29 protein-coding genes are annotated in these 26585 nt (G+C 61.0%); 13 read left to right on the top strand and 16 right to left on the bottom strand.

Annotated features, from left to right (window positions below):
* Positions 1 to 33: 33 nt before the first annotated feature.
* The 7 genes from ACSBLW_RS06465 to ACSBLW_RS06435 form a co-directional block, all read right to left on the bottom strand.
* Positions 34 to 444, bottom strand: a complete 411-nt coding sequence (locus ACSBLW_RS06465; RefSeq protein ID WP_435259410.1) for a globin domain-containing protein — start codon at positions 442 to 444, stop codon at positions 34 to 36.
* 287 nt (positions 445 to 731) lie between these two features.
* The gene (locus ACSBLW_RS06460) at positions 732 to 1025 is read right to left on the bottom strand and encodes a DUF1330 domain-containing protein (protein WP_435259409.1); all 294 of its coding nucleotides are present in this window, start codon (positions 1023 to 1025) and stop codon (positions 732 to 734) included.
* Positions 1026 to 1122: 97 nt separating this feature from the next.
* Positions 1123 to 1878 (bottom strand): hypothetical protein, encoded by a 756-nt coding sequence (locus ACSBLW_RS06455; protein ID WP_435259408.1) that lies wholly within the window; start codon positions 1876 to 1878, stop codon positions 1123 to 1125.
* Positions 1879 to 2195: 317 nt separating this feature from the next.
* Positions 2196 to 3839: a CTP synthase gene (locus ACSBLW_RS06450; protein WP_435259407.1), complete on the bottom strand. Its 1644-nt coding sequence runs from the start codon at positions 3837 to 3839 to the stop codon at positions 2196 to 2198.
* Between the two features lie 136 nt (positions 3840 to 3975).
* Positions 3976 to 4341, bottom strand: coding sequence for a preprotein translocase subunit SecG (gene secG / locus ACSBLW_RS06445; protein ID WP_435259406.1), 366 nt, complete (start codon positions 4339 to 4341; stop codon positions 3976 to 3978).
* Between the two features lie 89 nt (positions 4342 to 4430).
* Positions 4431 to 4826, bottom strand: coding sequence for a DUF6524 family protein (locus tag ACSBLW_RS06440; protein WP_435259405.1), 396 nt, complete (start codon positions 4824 to 4826; stop codon positions 4431 to 4433).
* A 72-nt stretch (positions 4827 to 4898) separates the two neighbouring features.
* Positions 4899 to 5114 carry a hypothetical protein gene (locus ACSBLW_RS06435; protein WP_435259404.1) on the bottom strand — a complete coding sequence of 72 codons (216 nt, stop codon included), beginning with the start codon at positions 5112 to 5114 and terminating at the stop codon, positions 4899 to 4901.
* Positions 5115 to 5212: 98 nt separating this feature from the next.
* Here ACSBLW_RS06435 and ACSBLW_RS06430 point away from each other — a divergent pair, with 98 nt between their 5' ends.
* Positions 5213 to 6070, top strand: a complete 858-nt coding sequence (locus tag ACSBLW_RS06430; protein WP_435259403.1) for a LysR family transcriptional regulator — start codon at positions 5213 to 5215, stop codon at positions 6068 to 6070.
* Between the two features lie 27 nt (positions 6071 to 6097).
* On the opposite strand, the gene ACSBLW_RS06425 is transcribed toward ACSBLW_RS06430, so the two are convergent.
* Entirely contained in the window at positions 6098 to 6493 is a 396-nt protein-coding gene (locus tag ACSBLW_RS06425; RefSeq protein ID WP_435259402.1) for a VOC family protein, read from the bottom strand.
* Positions 6494 to 6601: 108 nt separating this feature from the next.
* On the opposite strand from ACSBLW_RS06425, the gene ACSBLW_RS06420 reads away from it, so the two are divergent.
* Positions 6602 to 7900, top strand: coding sequence for an adenylosuccinate synthase (locus tag ACSBLW_RS06420; protein ID WP_435259401.1), 1299 nt, complete (start codon positions 6602 to 6604; stop codon positions 7898 to 7900).
* Positions 7901 to 7910: 10 nt separating this feature from the next.
* Positions 7911 to 8144 carry a DUF2842 domain-containing protein gene (locus tag ACSBLW_RS06415; protein WP_435259400.1) on the top strand — a complete coding sequence of 78 codons (234 nt, stop codon included), beginning with the start codon at positions 7911 to 7913 and terminating at the stop codon, positions 8142 to 8144.
* A 76-nt stretch (positions 8145 to 8220) separates the two neighbouring features.
* On the opposite strand, the gene ACSBLW_RS06410 is transcribed toward ACSBLW_RS06415, so the two are convergent.
* Positions 8221 to 10968, bottom strand: a complete 2748-nt coding sequence (locus ACSBLW_RS06410) for a hypothetical protein (RefSeq protein WP_435259399.1) — start codon at positions 10966 to 10968, stop codon at positions 8221 to 8223.
* Between the two features lie 141 nt (positions 10969 to 11109).
* Between ACSBLW_RS06410 and ACSBLW_RS06405 the strand changes: the two genes are divergently transcribed.
* Positions 11110 to 11778: a thiamine diphosphokinase gene (locus ACSBLW_RS06405; RefSeq protein ID WP_435259398.1), complete on the top strand. Its 669-nt coding sequence runs from the start codon at positions 11110 to 11112 to the stop codon at positions 11776 to 11778.
* Here the strand turns inward: ACSBLW_RS06405 and ACSBLW_RS06400 are convergent.
* Positions 11748 to 12722, bottom strand: coding sequence for a DMT family transporter (locus ACSBLW_RS06400; protein ID WP_435259397.1), 975 nt, complete (start codon positions 12720 to 12722; stop codon positions 11748 to 11750). The genes ACSBLW_RS06405 and ACSBLW_RS06400 overlap by 31 nt on opposite strands.
* 77 nt (positions 12723 to 12799) lie before the next feature.
* Between ACSBLW_RS06400 and ACSBLW_RS06395 the strand changes: the two genes are divergently transcribed.
* Positions 12800 to 13495: a gamma-glutamyl kinase gene (locus ACSBLW_RS06395; RefSeq protein ID WP_435259396.1), complete on the top strand. Its 696-nt coding sequence runs from the start codon at positions 12800 to 12802 to the stop codon at positions 13493 to 13495.
* 3 nt (positions 13496 to 13498) lie between these two features.
* Here the strand turns inward: ACSBLW_RS06395 and ACSBLW_RS06390 are convergent, their stop codons facing one another.
* Positions 13499 to 14878 carry an L-serine ammonia-lyase gene (locus tag ACSBLW_RS06390; protein ID WP_435259395.1) on the bottom strand — a complete coding sequence of 460 codons (1380 nt, stop codon included), beginning with the start codon at positions 14876 to 14878 and terminating at the stop codon, positions 13499 to 13501.
* A 95-nt stretch (positions 14879 to 14973) separates the two neighbouring features.
* Positions 14974 to 15714 (bottom strand): glutathione S-transferase family protein, encoded by a 741-nt coding sequence (locus ACSBLW_RS06385; protein ID WP_435259394.1) that lies wholly within the window; start codon positions 15712 to 15714, stop codon positions 14974 to 14976.
* Between the two features lie 106 nt (positions 15715 to 15820).
* Between ACSBLW_RS06385 and rpiA the strand changes: the two genes are divergently transcribed.
* The 5 genes from rpiA (at position 15821) to ACSBLW_RS06360 (ending at position 20481) form a co-directional block, all read left to right on the top strand.
* Complete coding sequence (rpiA, locus tag ACSBLW_RS06380; RefSeq protein WP_435259393.1) at positions 15821 to 16606, top strand: ribose-5-phosphate isomerase RpiA; 786 nt, start codon at positions 15821 to 15823, stop codon at positions 16604 to 16606.
* Positions 16607 to 16698: 92 nt separating this feature from the next.
* Positions 16699 to 18135, top strand: a complete 1437-nt coding sequence (gene gorA, locus ACSBLW_RS06375; protein WP_435259392.1) for a glutathione-disulfide reductase — start codon at positions 16699 to 16701, stop codon at positions 18133 to 18135.
* A gap of 86 nt (positions 18136 to 18221) precedes the next feature.
* A complete protein-coding gene (gene hflK / locus ACSBLW_RS06370) occupies positions 18222 to 19409 on the top strand; it encodes an FtsH protease activity modulator HflK (protein ID WP_435259391.1) in 1188 nt (395 codons plus the stop codon).
* Positions 19409 to 20290, top strand: a complete 882-nt coding sequence (hflC, locus tag ACSBLW_RS06365) for a protease modulator HflC (RefSeq protein ID WP_435259390.1) — start codon at positions 19409 to 19411, stop codon at positions 20288 to 20290. The genes hflK and hflC overlap by 1 nt, the downstream gene beginning before the upstream one ends.
* Positions 20287 to 20481: a DUF2065 domain-containing protein gene (locus tag ACSBLW_RS06360; protein ID WP_435259389.1), complete on the top strand. Its 195-nt coding sequence runs from the start codon at positions 20287 to 20289 to the stop codon at positions 20479 to 20481. Before hflC ends, ACSBLW_RS06360 begins: the two co-directional genes overlap by 4 nt.
* On the opposite strand, the gene ACSBLW_RS06355 is transcribed toward ACSBLW_RS06360, so the two are convergent.
* Positions 20478 to 21182, bottom strand: a complete 705-nt coding sequence (locus tag ACSBLW_RS06355; RefSeq protein ID WP_435259388.1) for an FG-GAP repeat domain-containing protein — start codon at positions 21180 to 21182, stop codon at positions 20478 to 20480. The genes ACSBLW_RS06360 and ACSBLW_RS06355 overlap by 4 nt on opposite strands.
* The gene (locus ACSBLW_RS06350; protein ID WP_435259387.1) at positions 21182 to 21505 is read right to left on the bottom strand and encodes a 2Fe-2S iron-sulfur cluster-binding protein; all 324 of its coding nucleotides are present in this window, start codon (positions 21503 to 21505) and stop codon (positions 21182 to 21184) included. Before ACSBLW_RS06350 ends, ACSBLW_RS06355 begins: the two co-directional genes overlap by 1 nt.
* Before the next feature lie 118 nt (positions 21506 to 21623).
* Here ACSBLW_RS06350 and ACSBLW_RS06345 point away from each other — a divergent pair, with 118 nt between their 5' ends.
* From ACSBLW_RS06345 to ACSBLW_RS06335, 3 genes are all read left to right on the top strand, one after another.
* Positions 21624 to 22034, top strand: coding sequence for an OB-fold nucleic acid binding domain-containing protein (locus ACSBLW_RS06345; protein ID WP_435259386.1), 411 nt, complete (start codon positions 21624 to 21626; stop codon positions 22032 to 22034).
* Between the two features lie 135 nt (positions 22035 to 22169).
* Positions 22170 to 22715 (top strand): peptidoglycan-binding domain-containing protein, encoded by a 546-nt coding sequence (locus tag ACSBLW_RS06340; protein ID WP_435259385.1) that lies wholly within the window; start codon positions 22170 to 22172, stop codon positions 22713 to 22715.
* Positions 22712 to 23353: an HD domain-containing protein gene (locus tag ACSBLW_RS06335; protein WP_435259384.1), complete on the top strand. Its 642-nt coding sequence runs from the start codon at positions 22712 to 22714 to the stop codon at positions 23351 to 23353. The genes ACSBLW_RS06340 and ACSBLW_RS06335 overlap by 4 nt, the downstream gene beginning before the upstream one ends.
* A 90-nt stretch (positions 23354 to 23443) precedes the next feature.
* On the opposite strand, the gene ACSBLW_RS06330 is transcribed toward ACSBLW_RS06335, so the two are convergent.
* Together ACSBLW_RS06330 and trpE are read right to left on the bottom strand one after the other, a co-directional pair.
* Positions 23444 to 24922, bottom strand: coding sequence for a DegQ family serine endoprotease (locus ACSBLW_RS06330; RefSeq protein ID WP_435259383.1), 1479 nt, complete (start codon positions 24920 to 24922; stop codon positions 23444 to 23446).
* Between the two features lie 150 nt (positions 24923 to 25072).
* Positions 25073 to 26581, bottom strand: coding sequence for an anthranilate synthase component I (gene trpE / locus ACSBLW_RS06325; protein ID WP_435259382.1), 1509 nt, complete (start codon positions 26579 to 26581; stop codon positions 25073 to 25075).
* Positions 26582 to 26585: the final 4 nt, after the last annotated feature.

Here is a 26585-nt window from a genome sequence, read left to right as displayed (position 1 = left end):
AGCAGCCCGCAGGGTGGGCTGCAAGCCGGGTGCTTAGGCGGCCATCGCTTCGGGTTCCATTTCGTGTGCGATCATGACGTAGCAGGCGACCCAAGCGCGCTCGACGGCATGGGTGAAATCTTCTGCCAGCGTTTCGCGCAGCGCGCCGATCAGAGCGGCGGTGGCATAGGTGTAATGCTCGGCTTCGACCTTGAAACCACGGTGGCTTTTGCCGAGGTCGCGCATGATTGGAAGCAGAGCCTGCGGATGGGTGAGGTTGTTCACGGCATAGGACAGGTTCTGGAGGAGGTTTGCGCCCTGATCTTCCCGATCTTGCGGAAAGAGGGAGCGGAGTTCCGGGTAGTCTTCGAACAGCCGACCGTAGAAGCTGGACAAAAGTTCGGCACCGCGACGGGCGGCGGCATTGAACGAAGATTGGACGAGAGAGACTTGCTGGGGGGTCATGGCAGCGTTCCTTGATAACTTTCCCCATACTGGCTTGGCGGGGGAAAAAAATCATGGGGGCGGAGGGAGAGGATAAACTGGCAGATGGTAGACTGGGATTCTTTCGATCACAGCCATCCGTCCATATGAAGCGGAAGAAATGGGTGGACTATCCGACAGGGGGGCTAAAATGGAAAAAAGGGGGGCGTCCCCGTCGGGGACGCAAAAATGAACCCATGATTTCAATAGCTTACTTCTTGGACTTTACGATTTTTTAAGATTTGTCCCCGAAATGCCGCCGAAAGCCGTCAATCCGGCACGCCTTCGACGATGCAGATGTCGCCGATACTGACCGGGTCGCGCAGGGATTTGGCGGCCTGATAAGCGGCGCTGCGATAGCAGTCTTGGGCGGCCTGTAGGCTGGGGAATTCGATGATGACACTGCGCGGGCGCATCTGACCCTCGACCACCTCTTGCGGGGCACCCCTAACCAGAAACCGCGCGCCAAAGGCCGCAAAAGGGGCCGCATTGGCCTCTCGGTAAGCCTGATAGGCCTGCGGGTCCTCCACCGTGACATGGGCAATCCAATAGGCTTTGGGCATGAGCGTTCCCCCCGGGTTAGGAAGGGGAGTGTAGGCATGGGGGGATTGGGGGGCAAGGAGGGGGGAACGTCCACCTGCGAGAATGGTTTCGGGCGGGTTATCCGGCGCTTGGGGTCAGGATCACTTGTTCTGTCGTGGTTCGGCAGGAATTTGGAATGCCATCAATGCAGCCAGAGGTGCTTTGGTCGATCACCACCGCACCATCCGCGCGCGGGGACAGTGTGAAACTGCCCGAACCTTTCCCGGTAAAACCACCGCCTGACAGGGTATAGGTGACGCTTCCCGCCCGTCCGCTGGCATCGGGAACGTAGGAGAAGGTCACTTCGCCACCTTGGAAGATGCCAAGCAATTGGAACGGAGCTGAAAGGTCTGAGACTTGGCCCGAGATCGTAACCCCCGGTCCGGCGCTGGTGGTTTTGCCTTGGGCTGTCCAAACCTGTGGGCATTGGGTCGAGAGGATTTGACGGGCCAAAGCCTCGGCAGCGTTCAGAAAGCCGTTCTGCGAGATTGTGCCGTCAAAGGTCTGGATCACGCTGCCTTCTGGGTGGCGGGCCATGGTGACGGTGTAGCGGGCCTGCCCGTTTTCGAAATGGGTGACGCCGGTCAGCATCACAGAAGGGGTGATCAACTGGCCCGGCGTGACGGCGGTTGTGGCATCGACGGCGGGACTTTGTTGCAGGTCGATTTCGGCTTGCACCTCGGCCCTGCGGTTCCATTCGACAAAGATCAACGGGCAGGAAGGGGCCGTGCTGTCCTTTGCCTCCATCATCGCGGTAAGGAGGAGGTCACCGAACCCCGGCGCAACAGGCACCCATTCGGGATCGCCTGTGCCTGTGAAGGCGCCGATGGCCAACGCCGTTGTGCCCGCCGGGGGCGGGACATCTGCGAAGGAGGGGGGCGCACTGAATGTTGCGAAAAGACAGAAACCGGCAAAGGTGGACAAGAGCAACTGCATATCAGCCTCGCATGTCCGGGGAGGACGGAAACCCCTGTCGCCAAGGTGCGCCTTGGCTGCGCTTGCGTCAAGCGGGTCACGGTCCCGACTGCCATGTGGTGAAGCAGACAGAAGGGCCGAGGCTAAGGCCGGCCGTGTTGAAAACGACGGTTTCGTCGGGCAAATCTGACGCGTGGATCGCATGGTGCGCGATGAACGCGCACTATGCGGTTGGTTTACACCAAGCGTGACGTTTCCACGGCTGCCCGGACGAAATCGGCAAACAGCGGATGGGGCTCGAAAGGCTTTGATTTCAGTTCCGGGTGGAACTGGACGCCGATGAACCATGGGTGGTCTTTGACCTCGACGATTTCGGGCAGGCGGCCGTCGGGGGACATGCCCGAGAAGATCAGGCCGCATTTCTCCAGTTGCTCGCGATACTGGATGTCCACCTCATAGCGGTGGCGGTGGCGTTCCTCGATCACCGGGCTGCCATAGATGCGGGCCACGGCGGAGCCGTCCTTGAGATTGGCGGTATAGGCGCCAAGGCGCATGGTGCCGCCCTTGTCATCGGTCGATTTGCGGCGAACGGTGTGGTTGCCCTGCACCCATTCTTTCAGGTGATAGACCACGGGGGTAAAGCGGCGGGCGCCGGCCTCGTGGTCAAATTCCTCGGACCCTGCGTTTTGCAGGCCGACGAGGTTACGGGCGCTTTCGATGACGGCCATCTGCATGCCAAGGCAGATGCCAAGGTAGGGGGTCTTGGTTTCACGGGCAAATTGCGCTGCCTTGATCTTTCCTTCGGTGCCGCGTTCGCCAAAACCGCCTGGCACCAGGATGGCGTTGAAGCGTTCGAGATGCGGAGCCGGGTCTTCGCGTTCAAAGATTTCGGCATCAATCCATTCGGCGCGGACCTTGGTGCGGTTGGCCATGCCGCCATGGGTCAGCGCCTCGGCGATGGATTTGTAGGCGTCTTCCAATTGGGTGTATTTGCCGACGATGGCCACGCGGACCTCGCCCTCGGCATGGGTGATGCGGTCCATCACATCTTCCCAACGCGACAGGTTCGGCTTCGGCGCGGGCGAAATGCCGAAAGCATCCAGCACAGCCTGATCGAGGCCCGCACGGTGATAGGCCAGCGGGGCCTCGTAGATGGTTTTCAGGTCATAGGCCGGGATCACGGCGTCTTTGCGGACGTTGCAGAACAGCGCGATCTTTTCGCGTTCCTTTTCAGGGATCGGATGTTCGGACCGGCAGACCAGCACATCGGGGGCGAGGCCGATGGATTGCAGTTCCTTGACCGAGTGCTGGGTGGGTTTGGTTTTCAGCTCTCCGCTGGCCGAGAGATAAGGCAGCAACGTCAGGTGCATCAGGATCGACTGACCGCGCGGGCGTTCGTGGATGAACTGGCGGATGGCTTCAAAGAAGGGCAGGCCTTCGATGTCGCCCACGGTGCCCCCGATTTCGCAGAGCATGAAATCGACCTCATCCGCGCCGATGCGGAGGAAATCCTTGATCTCGTTGGTGACGTGGGGAATGACCTGAATGGTTTTGCCGAGATAGTCGCCGCGGCGTTCCTTTTCCAAGACGTTGGAATAGATGCGGCCCGAGGAAATGGAATCGGTCATGCGGGCATGGACGCCGGTGAAGCGTTCGTAATGGCCAAGGTCGAGGTCGGTTTCTGCGCCATCGTCGGTGACGAAAACCTCGCCATGTTCAAAGGGCGACATGGTGCCGGGATCGACGTTCAGATAGGGGTCGAGCTTGCGCAGGCGGACGGTGTAACCGCGGGCCTGCAAGAGCGCGCCAAGGGCGGCGGAAGCAAGGCCTTTGCCAAGCGAGGAAACCACACCGCCGGTGATAAAGATGTAACGCGCCATTGGGGTCTCCCGTGAATCGATTCGGATCGGTGGAATCGCAGCACCACGGGAGTCAGGGAATACCCCAGACAAAGCCTTATGGCAACAGCACCGCTAGATGCTGTTCAGGCCGAGGGCCGCGAAACAACGGATGGTGTCAGTTTTCGGCTTTTGGCGGGGTCAGCGGGGCATCTGCCGGAGCGGGCGGCAGCAGATCGCTGCCCGACGGGGCGGCAGGGGTTTCGGTGGCCGGAGCGTCTGCCTCGGCGCCGATCTGGTCGATGACCGAGGAACTGCCCGCATCGGCCGCGGCAAGAACCGTCAACGTGATCGAGGTGCAGATGAAGGCCACTGCGAAAACCCAAGTGAGTTTCGTCAGCGCGTTTGCTGCACCACGGCCTGACATGACGCCGCCACCGCCGCCACCCATTCCAAGACCACCGCCCTCGGAGCGCTGAAGAAGCACCACGCCGATCAAGAGAAGGGCGAGGATAAGGTGGACGGTGAGGATCACGTTTTGCATGGAGACGCCTTGGCTTTGTCGCGGCTTTGCGGCCTATCTAGGCGGATGGCCGAAAAGGTGCAAGTGCGAAGGCAGGGGGAAGGGTGCGGTTAGCCCTCGATCTCGTCCACACTGGCCTGTCCCGACAGCTTTTGGCGCAGGATGGACCAGGAAAGGCCGATGCCAAGGATCAGCGAAAGCGCGAGGATGCCGATCCAGAGATTGAGGTTGCGGTTTTCAAGGCTGAGTAGCCCCCAGTCGTGCAGAACCCAAAGGCCTGCGCCGAAGATGGCGGCGACGAGGATGATGCCGAAAGCCCCGATCGAGCGCAGGGTGGCCACGACATAGACCATGTAGGCCACGCCCAGAATCAGGCCCAGAAAGACCGAAAGCGCCATCTGGCTGGAAAAGTTTTCCTGCACCCATGTGACGTAATTCCAGCGCGTGGGGTTGAAGGTCAGCGACAAAAGCACAAAGGCGCCGAGCCACCGCAAAAGAATACCCATGACTGACGCCCCCACAAAATCTACTGGCAGAGGGTAAGCTAACCGACCCTGCGGCGCTGTAAAGGGGAGGCGTCAGGATGCTTTGGCCGGTGCGAGGCACGGGGAGGGACTGTCGATCTTTGCCGCCAAGCGGCGCAGGAATTCGGCGAGCGTCGCCCTGAGGCGGGCGCGGCGGGCGCTATGCTGTCCCTCGCGCGCTGCGCGGGCGTGATGGCTGTGTGGGTCGCGAAGGCGGCCATCTGCATGGTGGGGCGTGGTGTTCAAAAGGTCTATGTTGACGGGAAGCATGGCTTACGTTCCGGGTGAGGGTTACCTTTTGCAAATTGCCATGAAAGCTGCCATAATCCAAATCAGGAAAATCCTTGTAACGTAAGCTGAGGTTTCGTTTGATCTGGCGTGATCTGCCGTCTCTTTCCATGCTGCGGGCCTTTGATGCCACCGCGCGGGCCGGCAGTTTCGCCGAGGCCGGGCGGATGCTGAACGTGACCCATGCGGCGGTGACGCAGGCCGTCCGGGCGCTGGAGGCCGAGCTTGGCCTGACCCTTGTGCAGCGTGCCGGACGGCGTGTGGCCTTGACCGAAGCAGGGGCACGGCTGGCGCAATCGGTTGCGGACGGGTTTGGCGGGATCGAGGCCGGGATTGCGGCTTTGCGCCAAGATGAAACGCGACGGGTTTTGCGCGTGGCGACGACCACCTTTATCGCCGAGACCTTTATCATGCCGCGCCTGCCAGAGTTCTGGGCCAAGCATCCGGGGGTCGAAGTGGCGATGACCCCCAGCCCGACGCTGGCCGATTTTGCCAGTGATGGCTTTGATATGGCGATCAGGGTCTTTGAAAGTGGCTGGACCGAACCACCAGGGCTGGAATTGCGGCCTTTGATCGAAACGCCGATCATCGCGGCTTGCGCGCCATCGCTGGCGCATATGGACCCGCGCAAGATGCCTTGGGTCGATGGTCCGACAAGTGCTTGGGACAAGGATCAATTGCGAAAGGCCGGGATTGATCCGACAACGCTGAAAACCGTGCAACTGGGCAGTCCGCATCTGGAAATGTCTGCGGCGCGGCAGGGGTTGGGGGCAATGGTTGCGACAGAGATCATCTGCCGGGCCGATATTGCGGCGGGGCGATTGGTTGTCTTGCCTGTACCGAACCTTCCGACCGTCACCTATGCGCTCGTATTGCCAAAGGGGCCGCGTCGTCCGGCGGTTGAACGGTTTGCAGGCTGGGTTCAGTCGATCTTTTAGGCTTTTAGGCTTTTAGGCTTTTGGCTTTTAGGCTTCCGGTTTTTCAGGCGTCTCGCAAACGGCGGAAAGCTTGTTGCCATCTGGGTCGCGCAAATAGCAGGCGTAAAAATGCGGGCCATAGGGGCGCAGGCCCGGCGCGCCCTCATCCGTGCCGCCATTTGCCAGACCTGCGGCGTGGAAGGCATCGACGGCTGCACGGGACGGGGCCTGAAAGGCGGGCATAGACCCATTGCCGACAGTGGCGGGTTTGCCGTCGAAAGGTTCGGTGACCCAGAGCCGCCCGCGCGAATCGCCTTTGCGGGCGTAGCCCACTTCGTTTTCCATGGTCGCCCAGCGCGATAGCCCGATGGTGGCAAGCACGGCATCATAGAAAAGGGCGGCGCGTGAGACGTCATTGGTGCCGATCGTGATGTAAAGGAACATGGCGGAACCCCCTGAAATACTGGTCTGCGGCCATTTTGCTGTTTCAACCGGGGCCGTCGGTCGCTATAGGGTGCGCGGTTTCTCTTCCGATGCAAGGACCGAAAAGACATGGCCAATGTTGTCGTCGTGGGCGCCCAGTGGGGTGACGAAGGAAAAGGCAAGCTGGTGGACTGGCTTTGCGAGCGGGCCGATGTGGTGGCGCGCTTTCAGGGCGGACACAATGCGGGCCATACGCTCGTCATCGGCGGCAAGGTCTATAAGCTGAACGCGCTGCCTTCGGGCGTGGTGCGGGGCGGCAAGCTTTCGGTCATCGGCAATGGCGTGGTTCTGGATCCGTGGCATCTGGTGGAAGAGATCGCCAAGATCCGCGAGCAGGGCGTGGAAATCAGCCCCGAGTCGCTGATGATTGCGGAAAACACCCCGCTGATCATGCCCTATCACGGCGAGCTGGACCGGGCTCGTGAGGCGCAGTCGGAAGGATCGAAGGCCAAGATCGGCACCACCGGGCGCGGCATTGGTCCGGCCTATGAAGATAAAGTGGGCCGTCGCGTCATTCGTGTGGCGGACCTTGCGGACCCCGCAACGCTGGAATTGCGCGTGGACCGTGCGCTGGTGCACCACAATGCGCTGCGGGCTGGTCTGGGGTTGGAGCCGGTGGATCGCAACGCGCTGATTGCCAAGCTGAACGAAATCGCGCCACAAATTCTGCCTTATGCCGCCCCGGTCTGGAAGGTGATGAACGACCTGCGCCGCGCCGGAAAGCGTATTCTGTTCGAAGGCGCGCAGGGCTCGCTTTTGGACATCGACTTTGGCACCTATCCCTATGTCACCTCGTCCAACGTGATCGCCGGTCAGGCCGCGACGGGTGTGGGCATGGGGCCGAATGCGATTGATTTCGTCTTGGGTATCGTCAAGGCCTATACCACTCGCGTTGGCGAAGGCCCGTTCCCGACCGAGTTGAAGGATGAGGTTGGCGAGCGTTTGGGCACGCGGGGCCGGGAATTCGGCACGGTGACGGGGCGCAAGCGTCGTTGCGGCTGGTTCGATGCGGCTTTGGTGCGCCAGACCTGTGCGATTTCGGGGATCAACGGCATTGCCTTGACGAAACTGGACGTGCTGGACGGGTTTGACACGCTGAAGATCTGCGTGGGTTACGATCTGGATGGCACGCGGCTGGATTACCTGCCGACCGCCGCAGACCAGCAGGCGCGCTGCGTGCCGATCTATGAAGAGATCGAAGGCTGGCACGAGTCGACCGAAGGCGCGCGGTCTTGGGCCGATCTGCCCGGCGCCGCGATCAAATATGTGCGCCGGATCGAGGAGTTGATCCAGTGCCCGGTCGCCCTATTGTCTACCTCGCCCGAGCGGGATGACACCATTCTGGTGACCGATCCCTTCGCAGATTAAGAGGAACGGCATGGCGCTTTCTTACAAAGCCCGCAAACGGCTTTCGATCTTTGTGCTGGTTGTCGGCCTGCCGCTGTATATCGCGGCGGCGCTCTTCGTCGTCAGCCTGTTCGAGCGCCCGTCGATCCTTGTGGAACTGGGCGTCTATGTCGGTTTGGGCATTCTATGGGCCATACCGTTGCGGTCGGTCTTCCTAGGGGTCGGGCAACCGGACCCAGATGCAGAGAGCAGCGAGCAGAAATGAAAACAGGCGGGGCGCACTGCGCTCCGCCTGTCTTTTGGGGCCTTGATGGCAGCCTCAGCCCACTGTCCGTGAAATCTTATCCGGCGATCTTGCGCGCCTTTTCAAGCACTTGCGAGTCTTCGTTCAGAGCGAACTGACCGCGGCGGCTTTTCTCGATCACACCGTCGCGCAGCAGGACGCCAAAGCTGCGAAGGCTGTCTTCGCGCTGCAGATCATCCTGCGTTTCGTTCACATAGCGCAGGAGCTGCGGGCGGGTAAAGCTGTCGCGGCCCTCGACACAGGCGATATAGGCCGCGGCGGCCTCGATCATGTCGGAAAGGTCTTGGGCACCAAGGCGGTCGGCGAATTCAGCAAAGCTGAGATTGCCGAACATGTTTCCGCCGGGGATCGTATCCTCGAAATCCTCGTCGTCGAAGTCATCTTCGTCATCAAGGTCGGCAAGGATGGACGGGGCGGCCGCCGCGACGGCGGCTGAGGACGAGGCGTTGACGCGCAGCGGGCGAACGGGCTGAACCGGCATTGCTGCCGGGGCCTGTGCGGCCGGTTGCTGTGCAGGGGCCGCAGGGCGGTCGATGCGCTGTTCCGACACCAGAACCAGAGGTGCCGGTCTGTCGCCACTGGGGCGGGTCGGCGTGGCTTTGGCCAGATCGTTGCGATAGACCTGCTGGCGGCCTTCTTCCTCGGCCACCTTGTTTGGCGCGCCCGTAGCGCGACGTTCGGCAAGCGTGGCGGCAACTGCGGCCTTCAGATGCGCGATGGCGGATTGACGGCGGCGGGTTTCCGGCCCGTCCATCTGGGTGTTGGCTTCGGCCATCAGGCGGCTGACGGCTTCGTCACCCGAGGGGCCGAGACGCTGGGTGGCAACATCGCTGCGAGGCGCTGCCGGCTTTGGCGTTTCGTCTGCAAGGGATGCAAGTTCGGCGGCCAAAGCGGCTTCTGCCTCGTCGCTAAGCGCGGAAGGAGCCGTGGTTTCGGGCGATTCGACCGTAGCCGTGAGGTTTTCGGCGGTTTCGTCGGTTTCGGTGCGGCGAATGCGGATCACACGGGCGCGGGCGCGTTGCAGCTTTTCAACCGAAATCGGTTCGGCAGGTTCACTGGCCGCAGCGGCTGGGGCTTCAACGGGCGCAGCCTCGGGCAGATCGGCCGACGGACGTTCGACGCTGGTTTGTGCGGTCGGACGGCTTGGGCGAACCGGACGCACGGGGCGGACCGGGCCTTTATCGGCTTCGTCGTTTGTTTCGTTGCTGGCAGCTGCTGGGGCGGCAGCTTCGGGGGCTGCTGCTTCAACTTCGGCTTCGAATTCTTCTGCGACGAAAGCTACGGCCTCTGGCGCTTTGGCTTCCGGAGCGACGGCTTCCGGCTCAGCGTGTGCTTCCGGCTCTGCGTCGAAGGCTTCGTCTTCCTCGACTTCTTCCAAAACGGCTTCTTCGGCATCGGCGAAGATCTCTGCTTCGGCTTCAGCTTCGGCGAAATCCTGCATTTCGGGCAGAACGGCCTCTTCGGTATCCTCGACGGCGGGTTCTTCCGCTTCGGTCTCGGCAAAGAATTCTTCGGCGGGTTCAAAGGCGGTGTCTTCCACCGGGGTCTCTTTGACCTCGAAGGTGCTTTCTTCTGTCAGTTCTTCCAGTTCAGCCTTTGCGACCACAGTCTCTGCGACTACGGGCTTTGCGGCCACCGGCTCTCCGGCCAAGGCGGCGCGGATGTTGTCAAGGTTCAGCGAGGTTTCCGGCGCTGCATCGGCAATACCGGTTTCCAGCGGAGCGGCTTCGACTTCCGCTTCGGCCTCCGGGTCGACCATTTCGACCAGGCTGGAAAGGATTGCGTCGTCGTTGCTTGGCTGCGGGGCGTCTTTTGGCGCTTCTGCTTCCTCGGCCATCAGCTTGCCAAGGAACAGTTCGTCGTCGTCTGATGACTGTGACAGGGCTTCGACGAGTGCGTCCGTTTCGTCAGAGACGTCAGCCACTTCGGCCACTTCGGCGGTCACTTCGGCTTCGACAGCTTCCACCGTTTCGACGGTGTCGATCGGTCCGGGTTCGTCAGCGATTGCCTCTGCTTCCGGGAACGATTCCAGTTCGGCTTCAACTTCTGCTTCACTTTCGGCCGTGATGGATTCGATTGAAATCTCTTCGGGAAGGATTTCCTCATCAGCCGTGGCAGCGGTTTCCGGCGCGCTGTCTTCCGGAAGGATATCGGCCACAGAGTCGACGGCCACGTCTTCAACCGGGGCTGTTTCGACGGCCATTGGCAGGTCGTCTGCGTGCTGGTCTTCCAGGTAATCGTCAGCCTCGGCAACCGGGGCCGGTGCGGCGGGCGCAGGTGCAGGGGCGGCGGTCAGGGCGGCTGCCGTTGCGGCGGCCGGCGCGGCAGATGCCTTTCGCAGACGCGACAGTTTTTCGGCGACCGAGGACGAAACGAGGTCATCTTCTTCGGCAAGAACCGGAGCCGGGGCGGGCGCTTCGGCCGGGGCCGCGGCAGGCATGGTGACGCGTGGAGCCGGGGCTTCGGCAACGGGTGGTGCCGACAATTCAGCACGCGGTGCAGCGACAGGTGCCGGGGCTTTTCCTGCGCCGTCATCGGCGCGCAGAATCACGCCGTTTTCCTGAATCTTCGCCTCGACCCGGCGCTGAATTTCGCGCTCGGCGATCTTGTGCAGCATGGCCGCATCGGGTTGCGGAGGCTCGGCACCGAAGTACCTGTCCTCGGCGGCAAGGTCACGGAAGTATTCCGCGATGGCCTTCATGGTGTTGAAGGGATCATCGAACCCTTCCAACGTACAGGAGAAGGTTCCATAGGAAACTGTGAGGATCTTACTCGCACCGGTCATCGGATGCTCGCTTTCTGCCAGATTACTTCGCTCTTTGTTGCTTGCCAGCGGTACAATTCCGTGAGCAGAACGGGATAATTTGAAGGAATGATTGTGGCAGCCCCCCAGTGGATTTGCCCCAATTCAGGGAACAGTATCGCCATGAATCAGCCAATTGTCGAATCTTCGGGCGGGATCACGCTAGTCGGGGGCGGACCGGTTTCTGCTGGATTGTTTCGTATTGCGGTGCAAAGGGCGCCCGTTATCGTTGCGGCAGACAGCGGTGCCGACCGCTGCGTGAAGTTGGGCGCCGAGCCTGCGGCAGTGATTGGCGATATGGATTCGATATCGCCCGCGGTGCGTGCCACCTTGGGCGCGCGGGTTCACCCCATCGCGGAACAGGATTCGACCGATTTCGACAAGGCGCTGCGGTCGGTCAAGGCGCGGTTCGTGCTGGCCGTCGGCTTTGTGGGGGCGCGCGCGGATCATGAACTTGCGGCCTTTAACGTGCTGGTGCGCAGGACAGAGACCTGTCTGATGTTGGGGCCCGAGGATGTGGTGTTCCATCTGCCACCCCGTTTCGAGGTGGATTTGCCGGTAGGGGAGCGGTTCAGCCTGTTTCCGATGCGGCCGTTGACCGGCACGAGTGACGGGCTGGAATGGGCCATTGACGGCTTGGAGTTGTCGCCCGCGGGGCGCACCAGCACGTCGAACCGCGTCAGCAAGCGGCGGGTGCGGGTCGAGGTTTCGGGGCCGGGGATGCTGGCCATCCTGCCCCGAAAGCATCTGGATCGGGCGCTTCAGGCCTTGCTGGCTTCCAGTTCCGACTGATCGGCATGGGGGCCGATGCCTGCGGTTGCGGCTGCGGTAACAAGGCGGGTGCGGGCGGCCACGCGTTCACGGTGGATGATGTAAAGGCCCGAGGCCACGATGACGGCAATGCCCGCCCATGTCAGAGCATTCGGGAAATCACCAAAGATCAGATAGCCCAAGGTCACGGCCGAGACGATCTCCAGATAATGCAGGGGGGCCAAAGTGGCTGATGGCGCGAATTTCAGCGCATAGGTCATGCAGATATGGCTGATAGACCCCCAGAACCCCACGCCAAAGAGCCACAGCCAAAACAGGCCCTGTGGCCAGACCGGGTCAAACTCGCTCCACCCTGTGCCCTCGGACAGGAACATGATGGGCAGGCACATGGCGATGCCTGTCCATGAGGTGTGAAACTGCATGGCGACGGGGTGCATGTAGCCTGCGACCGCCCGGGTCGACAGCATGTAGAAGGCAAAAAAGAACGCGGTTCCCAGCGGCCAGAGCGCGACATAGCCAAAGGCTGCCAGCGAGGGTTGGATGACCATCAGCGCGCCGATGAAGCCCACGGCAGAGGCCGCGATGCGACGAGGCCCGACCTCGTCCCCAAAAAGAAAGCGGCCAAGAATCAGAAGGATAAAGGGTTCGACAAAGGCAATTGCCAGTGCGTCGGCCACCGGCATGACAGAAACTGCCGCGACAAAGGAAAAGGTCGAGATGATCAGGAAGAAGGCCCGCAGAGTGATCTGACCCAAGGCGCGCATGGGAATGCGGAGGCTGAGACCCATCGCAAGGACCACCGGCAACATCAGGGCACCCTGCACGATGAACCGGGCGGTCACGATCTGGCCCACGGGAATCTCTGCCGCGGCCAATTTGGACGACACGTCCAGCAAAGGGGCGATCATGCAAAAGGCCAGCATCAGAACGACGCCGGGAAGAATGTTGTCGGCTTGTCTTGTCATTCCCCTTGGCTAGGGCTTGGTCCGGGAAAGGTCCATCGCAAAAACGACACAAGGCTGGCGGAACTGGAGAGTGAAGGGTGCCACCGCTTGCCCCGGTTGGCGTGAGGGGGCAAACTTGGTCGCTGGAACATCAAATGGGGGCGCGCGTGTTTGTCCTGAAACAGGCAGGGCTGGTCTATCTGGCCAATCCGAAAACAGCGACACAAGCCCTGCGGGCGATGCTGAAGCCCTATGCCAAGGGCAGTCCCGAAGAGACGATGAACAAACACATCAACGCGCAGGCCTTTGACCGACGTTGGCGAGAAAAGGCGGTGCGCATTGCGGGCGGCGAGGTCGAGACCTTTGCCGTGATGCGTGAACCGATGTCGCATATGTCAAGCTGGTTCCGCTATCGTCAGCGCGAGGCGTTGCGGGGGCACGAAAACTCGACCTATGGCATGAGCTTTGCCGAGTTTGTCGAGGGGCGCTTGGAAGAAGATCAGCCCCCCTTTGCCCGGATCGGGCGGCAGGACAAATTTCTGGGGTTCATGGGCGCGGCTGAGCGGCCTGTCACCTATGTCTTTGACTATGATCGTCTGGATCTGCTGATGCTGTTTCTGTCAGAACGCTTGGGGGCGGATTTGGCGATGCCGACGCGCAACGTTTCGCCGCGTCCTGATGACACGGATTTGACGCTGCCTGCTGACCTGATGGCGCGCTTTCGCGAAGCCCATGCCGGGGAATTCGCGCTGTATGACAAGGTGCAGGATCAGGGCGTTCTGGAGACGCGATAGCGATCAGCAGTTGGGGACGTTGACGGCGAGGCCGCCCAGCGATGTTTCCTTGTACTTCTCGTGCATGTCGCGGCCGGTCTGGCGCATGGTTTCGATGCAGACATCAAGGCTGACTAGGTGTTGGCCGTCACCGCGCAGGGCAAGGCTGGCCGCAGAGATGGCCTTGATTGCGCCAAGACCGTTGCGTTCGATGCAGGGGACCTGCACCAAGCCTTTGACCGGGTCGCAGGTCATGCCAAGGTGGTGCTCCAGCGCGATTTCGGCGGCGTTTTCGACTTGTTCAGGCGTGCCGCCCATCACGGCGCAGAACCCGGCGGCGGCCATCGCGGCGGCGCTGCCGACCTCGGCCTGACAGCCGCATTCGGCGCCCGAGATCGAGGCGTTATGTTTGCACAAGCCCCCGATGGCCGAGGCGGTCAACAAAAACTCACCCACCCGCGCCACCGAAGCCCCCGGCACATGATCCAGCCAATAGCGGATGACGGCAGGCACAACGCCTGCTGCGCCATTGGTGGGAGCGGTGACAACTTGCCCGCCAGCGGCGTTTTCCTCGTTTACCGCCATTGCATAAAGGCTCATCCAGTCATTGATCGTATGCGGGGCCATCATGTTCAGACCCCGTTCGGCCATCAGCTTTTCGTAAATGCCCTTGGCGCGGCGGCGGACTTTAAGCCCACCCGGCAAGATGCCTTCGCCGTCTATCCCCCGGTCGATGCAGTTGTTCATCACCTCCCAGATCCGGGCCATGCCGCGATCAAGGTCGGTAGCAGAGCGGAAGCGCAATTCATTGGCCCGTTTCATTGCGGCGATGGAGAGGCCGCTTTCAGCAGCCATCCGCAGCATTTCGGCCGCGTTGTGGAAGGGGTATGGCACATCGGCCAAGGTGGTTTCGCGGGCGCTGGAGGCGGCTTCCAATTCGCCTGCCGTCAGGACAAAGCCCCCCCCGATGGAGTAATAGGTTTCCTGAAGGATCACGTCGCCTTGGGCATCGGTGGCCTTCAGGATCATGCCATTGGCATGGCCGGGCAGGGCGGGGCCATAGTCAAAAACAAGGTCGCGCTCGGGATCAAAGACGAGGGCGCCAAGGCCCTGCGGTTCGATCTTGCGGGAAATGCGGATCTGATGCAGCGCGGCTTCGGCCTTTTCGGCGTCATAGCTGTCGGGCAGAAACCCCGCGAGGCCAAGGATTGTTGCGCGGTCGGTGGCATGCCCGACCCCGGTAAAGGCCAGAGAGCCATGTAACGACGCTTTCAGCCCGTGGGCGTGAAAGGGTGAGCCGCGCAACAGATCCAGAAAGCGCGCAGCGGCCACCATTGGGCCCATCGTGTGGCTTGACGAGGGGCCGACGCCGACTTTGAAGATATCGAATACAGAAAGGAACATGCGGCCTCCGGATCAAAAGCTGGCGCCACCATGCGACAGAACGCGCGCCGAACACAGCGCGAAAACGACATTCAGCAGAGCCGAGCGGCATGGCATCAGATGGCGGCACCCTCGGGCGGGGTTGGCGGTGTTGGCGCGGTGAAGGAATTTGGCCCAAGACCCTCGGCCCGGGCGACTGCTCGGGCTTGCGCTGTGCCTTCAAGGGTCACGGCCATCGCCAGCAAATGCGGGAAATCACCTATGGTGAACCATTGGGTCTTTCCCTTTGGGTAAAGGACGGACCACCGCATCAGGGCGCAAAGATAGGGGGCCAGAATGCCATCTGGGCTGGCCAGCCAGGGCTCGGAACCGATGACATCGTTCAGAATTCCGAAATGAGCCAGCATCCGCTTTGTCCCCATCTGATGATGCGCGGCGATGGTCTCTTGTGGGACGTAGCGATGCGGATAGAAGATCGACCGCAATTCGGCATGGGGTGTGTTCGAGGTATAGATCAGCCAGCGAAGAAGGATCTGTCGCCTTGCGTCCCCAATGGCCGGAACCAGCCCGTGCGTGTCACCCAGCCATAGCAGGATGGCCGCGGTTTCAGACATCACACCTTCGGGCGTTTCCAAGGTGGGGATCAGACCAGTGGGGTTCAGTTTGCGATAGTTTTCGCTTTTCTGATCGTTCTTGCGCCGATCGACCAGCCGGGTGGAATAGGGCAGATGGGCCGCTTCCAGAACAAGGCGCACGATCATCGAGGCATTATCGGGGGCATAGTGCAAAACATACATGGCGCAATCATCCGGCAAATTCGGCCGCGCCATCATGGTCAGAGTTTTGTCGGCGTGCAAACCCGCTCCTTCACCTTTGCGGCCAGATCGGTGGCAATCGGCACTCGCCCCGAAGGTAAAGACCCCCTATAACCGGGTAAGACGCTCCTCTGCCAAGGAATCGACCATGCCCGCCGAGCTTTCCCCGATTGATAAGGCCAAGTTTCTGGCTGCGAAACGTGCAACGGATTTCGTCGAAGACGGGATGAAGCTGGGTCTTGGGACCGGTTCGACCGCCGCTTGGATGGTGCGCTGTCTGGCCGAGCGGATCAGGGAAGAAGATCTGCGCGTGGTCGGGGTGCCGACCTCCAGCCGCACGGCGGAACTGGCGCGGCATCTGGGCGTGCCGATCACGACGCTGGATGAAGCGAAGTGGCTGGATATGACGATTGACGGAGCTGATGAGTTCGACCCGAACCTGAACCTGATCAAGGGCGGCGGGGCTGCGCTGCTGAAAGAAAAGATCGTGGCGACAGCCAGTGACCAGATGATCGTCATTGCCGATGCCGCAAAAAGCGTTTCGCAGCTTGGGGCCTTTCCGTTGCCGATCGAGGTGATCCCCTTTGGCTGGCAAACGACCAAGGCCTTGGTCGAGGAAACCTTGGTCAGTCTTGACGTGATGAACCGCGATGTGACGCTGCGGATGAACGGGCAAAAGCCGCTTTTGACCGACGAGTCCAATTACATCCTTGATCTGCATCTGAAACGCATCAGCAACCCGCGCCAACTGGCCTTGGTGTTGAACCAGATCCCCGGCGTTGTGGAAAACGGGCTTTTCATCGACATTTGTGATGTCGTCGTCATCGGTCATGCCGATGGTCGCGTGACGGTCAAGGATATCAATTCCGGCGAGGTCGAAGATGACCGGGTCGAATTCGCGCCATCGTCGAACATCTTTGCGGATATGGACTGATCTTTCGCGGTGTTCACAAGACCGCGCCCGGTCTGGTCAAGGCGCATTGGCTATGAAATACCTTGGCCCAAGTGAAAGATAAGGGGCAAAGCATGGCGTTTGACGTCGATCTTTTCGTGATCGGGGGCGGGTCCGGGGGTGTGCGTGCGGCGCGTATGGCGGCGGCGACGGGTGCGAAGGTCGCCTTGGCCGAAGACAGCCGGATGGGCGGAACCTGCGTGATCCGGGGCTGTGTGCCGAAAAAACTGATGGTTTTTGCCAGCACATTCCGCGAAATGCCGGGAGAAGCCCGCGCCTATGGTTGGGATATTCCCGATGGCACCTTTGACTGGATGGCCTTTCGTGAAAAGCTGGATGCCGAACTGAACCGGCTAGAGGGGGTCTACCGCCGATTGCTGGATGGCTCGGGGATCAAGATTTACGACGCCCGTGCAAGTTTGGCAGATGCCCATACCGTGCGCCTGTCAGACGGGACAAGCGTAACAGCAAAGCACATTCTGGTGGCAACCGGCGGTCGGCCCGAGCGGCCTGATCTGCCAAATGCCCATCTGGGCTTGGTGTCGGATGACATCTTCCTTCTCGACAAGCTGCCAAAATCGGTTCTGATCGTCGGCGGTGGGTTCATAGCCTGTGAAATGGCCTGTATTTTGAACGGTTTGGGCGTCAAGGTCACGCAATTCTATCGGGGCGCGCAAATTCTGCGGGGCTTTGATGAAGAAGCTCGTGGATTGGTGGCCGAGGCGATGAAAGAGCAGGGGATCGACCTGCATCTGGGCACAAATATTGTCGAGATGGCAGAGGCCGCTGCGGTCAAGGGCCACGAGGCGGATATGGGGGCGGATGTGTCTTCGTCTTCTGATCTGTTGCCGACGTCGGGCGAAAAAGGCTGCCCGGTTTGGGTCAAGTCGACGAATGGCCATGAGGCGGTCTATGATGCCGTGCTGTTTGCTACGGGCCGCAGCCCGAATTCGGGCGGCTTGGGGCTGGAGGAGTTGGGCGTCAAGATCGGACGTCGCGGCGAGATTGAAGTGGATGCCTATAGCCAGACAGCGGTTCCGTCGATCTATGCGATTGGCGATGTGACCAACCGCGTGAACCTGACCCCGGTCGCCATTCGGGAAGGGATGGCGTTTTCAAAAACGGTGTTCGAAGGCCAGCCAACGCCCGTGGACCATGATCTAATCCCCTCGGCGGTCTTTACCCAGCCGGAACTGGGCACCGTGGGACTGACCGAAGAACAGGCGCGCGAACAAGAACCAATCGAGGTCTATGCTACAAGCTTCCGCCCGATGCGGACGGCCTTTGCGGGGGCCAATGCGCGGGTTTTGATGAAGCTGATTGTCAGCCAAGAAACCCGCAAGGTTCTGGGTTGTCATATCGTTGCGCCGGAAGCTGGTGAAATGATCCAGATGGCCGCGATTGCCGTAAAGATGGGCGCGACCAAGGAAGACTTTGACCGGACGGTCGCGGTGCACCCGACTATGGCAGAAGAGCTGGTGACGATGCGCGCGCCCGTTCGGCGCGGATGAATTCAGGCATTTGACCGACATTCGCTTGAATTTCGGGGCAGAATGACCAGTTATTGAGACGAAAGAACAACGAAGGGTAACACGGGATGGCTAGTGGAGGTCCCTGGGGCGGCGGTGGCGGCTCGGGCGGTGATGATCGGGACAAGGAAGGGCGCGACGGTGATCGTCGTCCGCAAGGCGGAGGCCGGCGTCCTGGCGATACGGGCCAGATGCCCGAGATCGACGAGATCGTGAAAAAGGGGCAAGAGCAATTGCGCGTCCTGATGGGCGGCAAGGGCCGTGGCGGGTTCAATAACGGCGGCGGTGGTGCTGGCCGTGGGCCGGACGGCCCACGCGTGACCAAGCAGGGCCTTGCCTTGGGTGCTTTGGCTGCCGTGGCAGTTTGGGCCTATGGGTCGTTCTATTCGGTCAAGCCCGAAGAGCGCAGTGTTGAGTTGTTCCTTGGCGAATTCTCGGCCGTTGGCAATCCGGGCCTGAACTTCGCGCCTTGGCCGTTGGTAACGGCGGAAATCGTTCAGGTGACGAACGAACGCCAGACCGATATCGGCATTGGCCGGGGTGGCGAGGATGGCGGTCTGATGCTGACGCGCGACCAGAACATCGTCGACATCGGCTTCCAGGTGGTCTGGAACATTTCGGACCCGGCGAAGTACCTGTTCAATCTGGCTGATCCGGAAAACACCATTCGCGCTGTGGCGGAATCGGCGATGCGTGACATCATCGCCCGTTCGGAACTGTCGCCCATTCTGAACCGGGATCGCGGTGCGATTGCCCAAGATGTTCGGACGCAAATTCAGGCGACGCTGGACAGCTATGACGCGGGTCTTTCGGTCATTCGTGTGAACTTTGAAAAGGCCGACCCGCCGCGCGAAGTGATTGATGCCTTCCGCGAAGTGCAGGCTGCTCAGCAAGAACGTGACCGGCTCGAGAAAGAGGCTGATGCCTATGCCAACCGTGTGACGGCAGGGGCGCGTGGTGAAGCCGCCCGGCTTTTGGAAGAGGCAGAGGCCTATCGTGCGCAGGTCGTGAACGACGCACAGGGTGAAGCCAGCCGCTTCCTTTCGGTCTATGCCGAATATGTCAAAGCCCCGGAGGTGACGCGCAAGCGGATGTATCTGGAAACGATGGAACGTGTCTTTGGCGGCATGAACAAGGTCATACTTGACGGCGTTCAGGGCGGTGAAGGCGGGCAGGGGGTGGTGCCTTTCCTGCCACTGAATGAATTGGCCAAACCCGCGCAGGGTGCCGCCGCGACGCAGGGGGCGAACAACTGATGAAAACGCAAGTTCTTCTTCCCGTTGCTGCCGTTGCTGCCGCTGTCGTTCTGTCGTCGGTCTTTATCGTCGACGAACGCGAAAAGGCGCTGGTCCTGCAATTCGGTCAGGTTAAGCAGGTCAAGGAAACACCCGGACTGGGGTTCAAGATTCCCCTGATCCAAGAAGTTGTCAGCTATGACGACCGTATTCTTGGCCTTCAGGCTCAGCCCTTGGAAGTCACGCCCCTTGATGACCGCCGGTTGGTGGTTGATGCCTTCGCCCGCTGGCGGATCGTCAATCTGGTGGATTTCCGTGAGGCTGTTGGTGCTGGTGGCGTAGATGCAGCGACTACCCGACTTGACCGTATCCTGAACGCCGCGATCCGCGAAGTTCTGGGTTCGGTGCCTTCGAACCGGGTGCTTTCGGAAGACCGGACGGTTCTGATGAACCAGATCCGTGACCGGGCACGTCAGGAATCGGCCGCTCTTGGGGTCGAGATCATCGACGTCCGTCTGACCCGTACCGACCTTCCGGATCAGAACCTGTCGGCCACCTTTGCCCGGATGCGGGCCGAGCGTGAGCGTGAGGCTGCGGACGAAATCGCCCGTGGTGGCGAAGCCGCGCAGCGCGTGCGGGCCGCCGCTGACCGTACCGTGGTCGAACTGACCTCAGATGCGCGTCGTCAGGCCGAGGTCGTACGCGGTGAAGCCGATGCCGAACGCAACGCGATCTATGCCGAAGCCTTTGGTCAAGATCCGGAATTCTTTGCCTTCACGCGGTCGCTGACATCGTATCAGCGGGCGCTTCAATCGGGGAATTCGTCGATTGTCCTGAGCCCAGACAGCGATTTCTTTGAATATCTGCGATCGGATCAGGCCCCGGTTCAGGCTGGCGAATGAGCGCTGTCGTACTGGCCATTGGACTGGTACTTGTGATTGAGGGGCTGGCGCTTGCGCTGGCCCCTTCGCGCATTGAAGAGTTGTTGGCGGTTTTTGCCGCAATGTCGCGCGATCAGCGGCGCAAACTGGGTTTGGCGGCAGTCACGATCGGGGTGCTGATTGTGGCTTTGGCGCGCCTGATTGCAGACTAGCGGCAGTTCAGGGCGGCGTTGAAGTCGCGCGCCGCTGTGCCTTTGCCCAAGGGGCGCGTCACAATACGCTTTTGCTCCAACCACGCCTCGACCAGACCAGACCAATCTTCATTGGCCAAGACGAGACTGTCCTTGCCGTCGCATCTGCGCGTGCCGCCGGCGATGCTGTCCATGCCAATGCGGTGATTGGTCAGGCCAGAGGTGCGGGCAATTTCCGAGAGTTTCCCGCCCGAAAGCCGCACGAACACCAGTTCACGGGCAAGATGCGGGCGGTCGACATAGGCAATCTCGGGGCGTCCATCGCCGTCAAAATCACCCCATCCCGCGGGGGCAAGCCAGCGATGGGTGCGCCCGATGTGGGGGGTGGCAGCGCGCTTGCCCGAGGCGTCGTAAATCGCCAGAGAACCACCCGTGGCGATGTCGGTTTCGACCACCATCACCTCGGCCGTGCCATCCCCGTCAAAATCGCCCAAACGGGCGGTAACGTCTTCGAAAACGCGGGTTTTGGGGAGCGTAAAACGCAGGGTCCGGCCATCTGCCAAGGTCAGGTCCAGCCCGCCCCATTCCAAGGCATCGCCCAAGACACCGTGGTCATATCGTGGCGTCGGCAGGCTTAGCTTGGATGCCGTGATCTCTTGCGCCGCAGCGCTTTGTACCCAAAGGCATGTCAGCAGGGCCAGCGGCGCAAGATTACGGATCATCAGATCTGCTTTTCCGGCATCTGGACGCGCAGGCCGTCCAACGCATTGGTGACCTTGATCTGGCAGGTCAGGCGCGAGCGGGTGGCGTCAGGTTCATAGGCGAAATCGAGCATGTCTTCTTCCATCGCGTCTTTCTTCGGCAGACGGTCCACCCAAGCCGGATCGACATAGACATGGCAGGTCGAGCAGGCGCAGGCACCGCCGCAATCGGCCTCGATGCCCGGAATGCCATTGTCGCGGGCGCCTTCCATCACGGTCAAACCGTTGGCCACCTCGACCACATGCTCTTTGCCGCCGAATTCCACATAAGTAATCTTCGCCATCTTCCGTCCTTTTCTCGCGCTGACGCGGGGTCTGTTCGGACATAGGACAATTGCGGTGCTTTTGCCAGAGGGGCTGCGGGGACTGGACAAAAGCGTGATTTGTTCTATTTTTGTTCTTATGCGAGACTCCTCTGATTTCCTGACTCCGACGCCGCCGCCAAACACTTGGCCACGCCCTCCCTCGGCCATCCCCGCGGCGCGGCTGGTGGAGCCATCGGTTGGGGCGCGGGTCTGTGTGGCGGGGCTTGTTCTGGTGCGGCAACGTCCCGGCACCGCAAAGGGGGTGATTTTCTTGACGCTGGAGGATGAGACGGGCACCTGCAATGTGGTGGTCTGGGCCAAGGTCTATGAACGCTTTCGTCGCGCGGTGATCGCAGGGCGGTTGTTGCGTGTGACGGGCCGCGTTCAGCGCGAAGCGGGAGTGGTGCATGTGGTGGCCGAGACGATCGAGGATATCTCGCCGCTGCTGGACCGGTTGCTGGACCCATCTTTTCGGCATGACGGCACAAGGGCAGGGGATCAGCCCTAGACAGCAATGGTGGCGGCGCGGACACGCATTCACGCCCGTCTAGAGGCGAGTGGCTAGGCTGGCGCCTCGAAATCGGCTAGGGTGCAGCCAGAGTTCCGGACCAACGGGGCCAAGGACGAGCAGATTTCTGGCAGCATGACGCGCAGCACGACCCTTTTGTTATTGGCGGGCCTGCTTCTTTCGGCCTGCAAGACCCCTGGCCAATATGTGCCAGAGGCGCCGACGCGTGCCGATCTTTCTGCTGAACTGATCCGGCTGGATAAGCCCGGCCCGCCATCCAGCCCGGAAGGGGCCTGTTGGGCGTCGGACATCACGCCAATGGTGGTGGAAACGGTGACCGAACAGATCGTCACCTCACCCGAGAAATTGGGCCCCGATGGCGCGGTAATTGCCCCGGCAAGCTATCGGACCGAAACCCATCAGCGCATTGTGCAGGAACGTGAGGAAATCTGGTTTCGTGCCCCATGCGCGCAGGAATGGACCGTGGATTTCGTCGCAACGCTGCAACGTGCCCTGAAAGCGCGTGGCTATTACCTGCTGCCGGTTTCCGGCGAATTGGACGCCCCTACGCGTGAGGCTGTTCACCGTTTCCAGATCGACCGAGGACTTGACAGCCCGCAGCTTTCGCTCGCGGCGGCTCAGGAATTGGGCATCATCGCGGTAGATCGGAGCAGCCTGTGACAGAGCTTGCCGAAAAGGCGCTTGTCTTACTGCAAGAGGTTTGGGCAGCAGACAAGGATTCGGCGCATGATCTTGGGCATATTGCCCGCGTGCGGATGAATGCGCGTCAGATCGCGAAGGCCGAAGGTCCGGTCGATGCCGAGGCCCTGGACCTTGCCTGCATCCTGCATGATCTGGTGAACCTGCCCAAGGACGCGCCGGACCGGCACCTTGCATCACGGCTTTCCGCTGACCGGGCGGCAAGCTGGCTGACCGATCATGGCTTTGCCCCAGAGCGTTGCGCGATCGTTCACGGAGCAATTGAGGCACACAGCTTTTCTGCGGGTTTGCCTGCGCAGACGCGCGAGGCAAAGATATTACAGGACGCGGACAGGCTGGAGGCCTTGGGGGCCATCGGCCTTGCCCGGATGTTTGCCGTTTCGGGGGCTTTGGGACGGGATTTGTTCGACCAGACGGACCCTTTGGCCCAGAACCGGGCCCTGGATGACAAAGCGTTTGCCTTGGACCACCTGGAAGTCAAACTGTTCAAGCTGGTTGGAACCATGCAGACAGAAACAGGCCGCCGCCTGGCAAAAGAGCGCGCCGCCTTCCTGATCGTTTTCCGGGACCAACTTTTGCGTGAAATCGGGCAGGCCTGAACAAGGGCCGCCTATGCATGGCTTGGTCCGGAAAGCAAACCGCCCGGCGCTTTTGGCACCGGGCGGATTTTGGTTTGTCAGGCGTCAGCCTTATTCGATCCCAAGAGCCACAAAGCGTGGATCGCCACCGCGGCGGACGAGAAGCAAGATCGACTTGCGGCCCGCATCCTTGGCTTCCTGAACGCGGTCCTGAAGGTCTTTTAGGCGCACGATCTTCTGCTGACCGGCTTCGGTAATCAGGTCGGCTTCGCGCAGGCCCTTGGCATAGGCCTCAGAGGCCACATCCACCTTCGAGACGACCAGACCTTCTGCATCGGCGGGCAAGCCCATCGATTGCTTCAGTGCGTCGGTCACAGGCATCAGGGTCAGGCCCAGAATTTCCGCCTCGGTCGGTTCAGCCGGCTTTTCGGCAGCAGCCGGAACCGGGGTGTTCTCGGCCTCTTCGCGGCGACCGAGGGTGACCGGGATGGTCTGGGTCTGGCCTTCGCGCAGAACGACGACCGGAACGGCCTCACCAATCGGGGCGTCGGCCACGCGACGGGTCAGATCGCGGGTATCGGCGACGGGTTGGCCTGCGAAAGTGGTGATGACATCACCCGCAAGGATACCTGCATCCTTGGCCGGGCCATCGGGAACGTCCGTTACCAGCGCGCCTTTGGCCTCGGCCAGCCCCATTGCCTCGGCCACATCCGGGGTCACATCCTGAATACGAACGCCCAGCCAACCGCGGCGGGTTTCGCCGAATTGCTTCAGCTGGTCGACGACCTTGGTCACGACATTCGAGGCCATCGAGAAGCCGATGCCGATCGAGCCGCCATTGGGCGACAGGATGGCGGTGTTCACGCCGATCACCTGACCGTCCATATTGAACAGGGGGCCACCCGAGTTGCCACGGTTGATGGCGGCGTCGGTCTGAATGTAATCGTCATAGGTGCCCGAAAGAGCGCGGTTACGGGCTGAAACGATCCCGGCCGAAACCGAGAAGCCTTGGCCCAGCGGATTGCCCATGGCGACGACCCAATCCCCAACACGCATCAGGTCGGAATTGCCGAACTGGACAAAGGGCAGGGGCTCTGCGCTTTCAACTTTCAGAAGGGCAATGTCGGTTTTCGGGTCAGTGCCAATCAGTTTGGCGTCCAGACGCTTGCCCGAAAAGAATTCGATCTCGATCTCATCGGCATTCTCGATGACGTGGTTGTTCGTCACGATGTAACCGTCTTCCGAGATCACAAAACCCGAACCAAGCGCTTCGGACCGGCGCGGGGAATTGTCGGGGCCTTGGCCGTTGCGATCCATGAAATCGCGGAAGAAGTCTTCGAAGGGGCTGCCTTCCGGAACCATCGGCCCGCCTTGGGCGGGTGCCGAGACGACGGCAGAAGTGGTGATGTTCACAACCGAGGGGCTGATCTGTTCGGCCAGATCGGCGAAACTTTCTGGTGCGCCGCGGGCAAATGCCCCTTGGGCTTGGCCTAATGTCATCGCAAGGCCAAGACCAAGAGCAAGCAGTATGGCCTTGCCCCTTGCGGCCATGGGCGCAGGCTGTGGGATGGAGATGGCTTTGGTCTGCACTCCTGAACTCCTTTTTCGTATCAGGCGGTCGGCCACAGGGCTCGACCCCGAAGCGTCACGACCTCTTTATGTGGGCAAAGCTGTCCACATTGCAAACCTTGTTACCGGGGGTCAAAGGCTTGTGAATTGATGGGAGCCGGCGCGAGGAACTTAGCTGTTGCCGCGTCCGGCGAACCGGCCCGCATCTTCGGCCGCGCGCCGCAAAGCGCGGGATTTGTTGACGGTTTCCTGGAATTCCGCCTCGGGGTCGCTGTCATAGACCACGCCGCCGCCCGCCTGAATGTAGAGCATCTCGTCTTTCAAGACCGCCGTTCGAAGCGCAATACAGAAATCCATCTCGCCATTGGCTGCGAAATAACCGACGCCGCCGCCATAGACGCCGCGCTTTTCGGGTTCCAATTCGTCAATGATTTCCATTGCGCGAACTTTGGGCGCACCGGAAACCGTGCCCGCAGGCAAGCCCGCCAGCAAAGCTGACAGAGCGTCTTCATCATCCTTGATCTGGCCCACCACGTTCGACACGATATGCATGACGTGGCTGTAGCGTTCGATGATGAACTTTTCCGTCGGGCGAACGGTGCCGACCTTTGCCACCCGGCCCACATCGTTGCGGCCAAGGTCCAACAGCATCAGGTGTTCCGCCAATTCCTTTTTGTCAGCCAGAAGATCCAGTTCAAGCGCCTTGTCTTCTTCTGGCGTCGCGCCGCGCACGCGAGTGCCTGCGATTGGACGGATGGTCACTTCGCCATCGCGCAGACGGACAAGGATTTCGGGGCTGGCGCCAATGACCTGAAAGCCACCGAAGTTGAAAAAGAACATAAAGGGCGAAGGGTTCGTGCGACGCAGGCTGCGGTAGAGCGCAAAGGGCGGCAGTTCAAACCGCTGCGCCCAGCGTTGGCTGGGAACGACCTGAAAGATATCGCCTGCACGGATGTAATCCTTGGCCTTTTCCACGGCGGCCTTGTAGCCATCTTTGGTGAAGTTCGACTTGGCCTCGCCCACGGGCGAGACTTCCCCCAGATCACGCTGTGCGGCAGGGCTGCGGTCAAGGTCGCGAAGCGCGTCCATCACGCGTTCGCCTGCTTGGGCATAGGCAGCACGCGCTGACAGACCAGAGGCGGCCCAAGCAGGTGCAACCAGAGTTACTTCGCCCTTGACCCCATCCAGAACCGCAATGACCGATGGCCGCATCAGAACGGCATCCGGCAGACCAATTGGATCGGGGTTCACATTCGGCAGGTTTTCAACCAACCGGATCATGTCATAGCCCAGATAGCCAAACAGGCCCGATGACACGGCGGGCAGGTCTTCGGGCATGTCGATCGCGCATTCTGCGATCAGCGCCCGCAGGGTTTCCAGCGGGTGGCCATCCAGCGGACGGAAGGCATTGGTGTCGAACCGTGCCTCACGGTTGATTTCTGAAGCTGTGCCATTGCAGCGCCACACCAGATCCGGCTTCAGTCCGACGATGGAATAGCGGCCTCGCACCTCTCCGCCTGTCACACTTTCCAGCATGAAGGTGTCTTTGCGTGCCTCTCCCAGCTTCAGCATCAGGCTGACGGGCGTGTCCAGATCGGCAGCCAGCCGGGCCCAGACCAATTGGTTCTTCCCCTGGTTCCAGTTGCGCTCGAACTCTTCAAACGAAGGGGAAAGGATCATGGGT

It is taken from the genome of Thioclava sp. FR2 (assembly GCF_051200875.1).
Lineage (GTDB): Bacteria > Pseudomonadota > Alphaproteobacteria > Rhodobacterales > Rhodobacteraceae > Pseudotabrizicola.
This window is presented reverse-complemented; position numbering and strand designations above follow the sequence as displayed.

Coding starts and splice junctions, on each gene's coding strand:
- ACSBLW_RS06460 (WP_435259409.1), bottom strand. CDS start 1,025: ATGCCCAAAGCCTATTGGATTGCCCATGTCACGGTGGAGGACCCGCAG.
- ACSBLW_RS06420 (WP_435259401.1), top strand. CDS start 6,602: ATGGCCAATGTTGTCGTCGTGGGCGCCCAGTGGGGTGACGAAGGAAAA.
- trpE (WP_435259382.1), bottom strand. CDS start 26,581: ATGATCCTTTCCCCTTCGTTTGAAGAGTTCGAGCGCAACTGGAACCAG.
- ACSBLW_RS06355 (WP_435259388.1), bottom strand. CDS start 21,182: ATGATCCGTAATCTTGCGCCGCTGGCCCTGCTGACATGCCTTTGGGTA.
- ACSBLW_RS06360 (WP_435259389.1), top strand. CDS start 20,287: ATGAGCGCTGTCGTACTGGCCATTGGACTGGTACTTGTGATTGAGGGG.
- ACSBLW_RS06465 (WP_435259410.1), bottom strand. CDS start 444: ATGACCCCCCAGCAAGTCTCTCTCGTCCAATCTTCGTTCAATGCCGCC.
- rpiA (WP_435259393.1), top strand. CDS start 15,821: ATGCCCGCCGAGCTTTCCCCGATTGATAAGGCCAAGTTTCTGGCTGCG.
- ACSBLW_RS06350 (WP_435259387.1), bottom strand. CDS start 21,505: ATGGCGAAGATTACTTATGTGGAATTCGGCGGCAAAGAGCATGTGGTC.
- ACSBLW_RS06390 (WP_435259395.1), bottom strand. CDS start 14,878: ATGTTCCTTTCTGTATTCGATATCTTCAAAGTCGGCGTCGGCCCCTCG.
- ACSBLW_RS06340 (WP_435259385.1), top strand. CDS start 22,170: ATGACGCGCAGCACGACCCTTTTGTTATTGGCGGGCCTGCTTCTTTCG.
- hflC (WP_435259390.1), top strand. CDS start 19,409: ATGAAAACGCAAGTTCTTCTTCCCGTTGCTGCCGTTGCTGCCGCTGTC.
- secG (WP_435259406.1), bottom strand. CDS start 4,341: ATGCAAAACGTGATCCTCACCGTCCACCTTATCCTCGCCCTTCTCTTG.
- gorA (WP_435259392.1), top strand. CDS start 16,699: ATGGCGTTTGACGTCGATCTTTTCGTGATCGGGGGCGGGTCCGGGGGT.
- ACSBLW_RS06425 (WP_435259402.1), bottom strand. CDS start 6,493: ATGTTCCTTTACATCACGATCGGCACCAATGACGTCTCACGCGCCGCC.
- ACSBLW_RS06400 (WP_435259397.1), bottom strand. CDS start 12,722: ATGACAAGACAAGCCGACAACATTCTTCCCGGCGTCGTTCTGATGCTG.
- ACSBLW_RS06415 (WP_435259400.1), top strand. CDS start 7,911: ATGGCGCTTTCTTACAAAGCCCGCAAACGGCTTTCGATCTTTGTGCTG.
- ACSBLW_RS06450 (WP_435259407.1), bottom strand. CDS start 3,839: ATGGCGCGTTACATCTTTATCACCGGCGGTGTGGTTTCCTCGCTTGGC.
- ACSBLW_RS06405 (WP_435259398.1), top strand. CDS start 11,110: ATGAATCAGCCAATTGTCGAATCTTCGGGCGGGATCACGCTAGTCGGG.
- ACSBLW_RS06345 (WP_435259386.1), top strand. CDS start 21,624: ATGCGAGACTCCTCTGATTTCCTGACTCCGACGCCGCCGCCAAACACT.
- ACSBLW_RS06435 (WP_435259404.1), bottom strand. CDS start 5,114: ATGCTTCCCGTCAACATAGACCTTTTGAACACCACGCCCCACCATGCA.
- ACSBLW_RS06410 (WP_435259399.1), bottom strand. CDS start 10,968: ATGACCGGTGCGAGTAAGATCCTCACAGTTTCCTATGGAACCTTCTCC.
- ACSBLW_RS06440 (WP_435259405.1), bottom strand. CDS start 4,826: ATGGGTATTCTTTTGCGGTGGCTCGGCGCCTTTGTGCTTTTGTCGCTG.
- hflK (WP_435259391.1), top strand. CDS start 18,222: ATGGCTAGTGGAGGTCCCTGGGGCGGCGGTGGCGGCTCGGGCGGTGAT.